The following is a 2,154-nucleotide window of genomic DNA, read 5'->3' on the forward strand; positions in this document are numbered from 1 at the left end:
CATCCGTTCCGGGTCGAGGCGGCGCAGCCGGTCAATCCATTGGCGCGCAAACATGCGTTCACCAATCCAGGGGAAGCGGTCGATGGGAACGGCGGCGCCCAGCACGCGGGTAATCGTGCCATCTTCATGGGCGAGCGGGAGCAGGATCATCTCGAAGGTTGCTTCGCGCTCTTCATTCGTTGCGGCGGTATATTCGACAACGGAGATGGTGGCGTTGGCCGTTATGTCTTCCAGCGCGTCTTTCAGGTTTTCGGCGCAGTCGTCGGACCACATGGAGAGGATGTTGTGGCCGCGAAACTCCATGCCATAGGTGCTGCACAGGCCCGTACCTGCAAGGCGGAAACGCCATGTGTCGCGGTCCTTGCGCTCCAGAATGAAGACGTAAGGCAGGACGCGGCGAATATCGCCGGGTTCGATCTCGGCACGGCGCGGCGCAGGACGGCCAGCGCGCAGCGCATTCCAGTAATCGAACAGAATCTGATTGTTTCTGTGCTTCATGCCCCTCAACCCCTGCCGTGCTGCTCGCCCGGCTCCCCGGGTGAACTCTAACTCATTCGGAGAAGATCGTCCCGTTTCGGGTCGCTCCTTCCCATTCCGGCCCGGAGAACCTTCCCGGTGCCGATCCGACACGCTGCCTTGTGGTTCAGGTGCCGGACGTGCAGACGGGAGCATGAAGCGTGCCAGTCGTTAACGGCGCAGGTCTGACGCCGCTGCGAGAGCATCGGCGTTTTCATTTTTCGTTGACAGATCAAAGACTTGGGATTTGCAGGAGGCGGGCCGGCTGCGAAAAGGTTAATCCCTTGCTCGCCGGTGCGCCGCTTTGATGCGTACACCTGTCCCGCTTCAACATGCGGGCTTCGGCATGGCTTCTGCATTTATCGGCGCAAGAACCCGGAACGGGCTCACATAGACGCAGGCCAACGTGCCCTTATGGGCCGCGAGTGTCAGGATGAAGCAGATGAATGTCACATTGTTCAGAAACAGGCCGTTTCTCACCGTTGCTCTCATTGCAGCGGCGTTTTTCCTCTATGCGCTGCTGACGGCGGCTCCGGCCGGTGCCGGTTGCAATAGCGGCTGCACCCCTCCGCCTCCGCCCGCATGCGGTGGCGGCTGCGGTGGCCATGATGGCGGCAAGGGCGGCTATAAGAACGCCAACTACAACAAGAACACCAACACCAATACGAACATCAACAAGAACTACAACGAGAACAACATAAACGTCCTCGTCAATGTTCATGCGGGTGCCTCGGCAACGGCCACAGCATCGGCCATCGCTAATGCGAATGCGGCGGCGGACAGCGCGTCCTCCGCGCTTGACCGTTCAAGCGCGGTCGGTATCGCGAATGGCAGCGGTGGCGGCTATGGCGGTGGTGGTTCGAGCTACTTCGTCTCCGCGCCGCAGGCGGCTCCCATGGGAGCGCTCAATGTGATCGTGCGCACCGCGCGTGTCGTAAAGCCGGTCAAGGCGATCTGCGTCAGCGCGAAGGGTCTTGAAGAAGCAGCGCGCATGAGCACGACTGCCACGGAAATTGATCCGAGCGATGATGTGGAGCTTTTCCACTGCACGGCGGGCGACATGCTGGTCACAACGATTGGCCGCATGGTGGGCAAGGATGCGTCCGCACGGCCCGATTATGCCGGCGGCTATGTGATCGAGTGCCGTCCGGGCGAGGCGCTGCGTCATGGCTCGAACGGGATGCTTGCCTGCGTGCCGCAGCAGAGCCGCAGCTATAGCGAAATCCCGGCTGCGACCCGCGCGGCCTATGCGGAAGTCTTCATCCGCAAGAATGAGCGCGGCGAGGAAATGGCGGCCACGGGTGGTGCCTTCTTCTCAGGTGGCGTGGGCTATTAAGGCGAGGGGGCGGAGCGCGACCGCTTCATCCCGCGCTCCGCAAATACGCCGGCCGGAACGGAGAGAGAAAAAGCTCTCTCCGTTTTTCTGTGTGCTCAGCTTCGAGGCGTTTGTAAAAATAGGTGGTGAAAATGGGCGCGCTAAATGGACGCTAGATACCGAACCGCTCTTGCGGATGAGCGGCAAGCTGAGACCAACAGGGAACGGACACGCCAGAAGAGGCAAGGTTGGGATTCTGGGGCGGCGAAGAAAGCCTGCTTAGGTCCGTCGTCAGCGTCCAGACCTGAGCGTCAAAGGAGGAA

Annotated in this window: 2 protein-coding genes; one reads left to right on the forward strand and one right to left on the reverse strand. The window is 61.0% G+C overall.

Annotated elements, in window-relative coordinates:
• Positions 1-498: PAS domain-containing protein (locus WBF74_RS10040; protein ID WP_424439001.1), on the reverse strand; the 498-nt coding region annotated here is incomplete at its 3' end.
• Positions 499-958: 460 nt separating this feature from the next.
• On the opposite strand from WBF74_RS10040, the gene WBF74_RS10045 reads away from it, so the two are divergent.
• Positions 959-1,852 (forward strand): hypothetical protein, encoded by an 894-nt coding sequence (locus tag WBF74_RS10045; protein WP_424439004.1) that lies wholly within the window; start codon positions 959-961, stop codon positions 1,850-1,852.
• The last annotated feature ends 302 nt before the right edge of the window (positions 1,853-2,154 follow it).

The sequence above is a fragment of the Parvibaculum sp. genome (genome assembly GCF_049672805.1).
GTDB lineage: Bacteria > Pseudomonadota > Alphaproteobacteria > Parvibaculales > Parvibaculaceae > Parvibaculum.

What these genes read in the sequence shown, in the direction of transcription:
- WBF74_RS10045 (WP_424439004.1), top strand. Translation starts at nt 959, where the DNA reads ATGAATGTCACATTGTTCAGAAACAGGCCGTTTCTCACCGTTGCTCTC.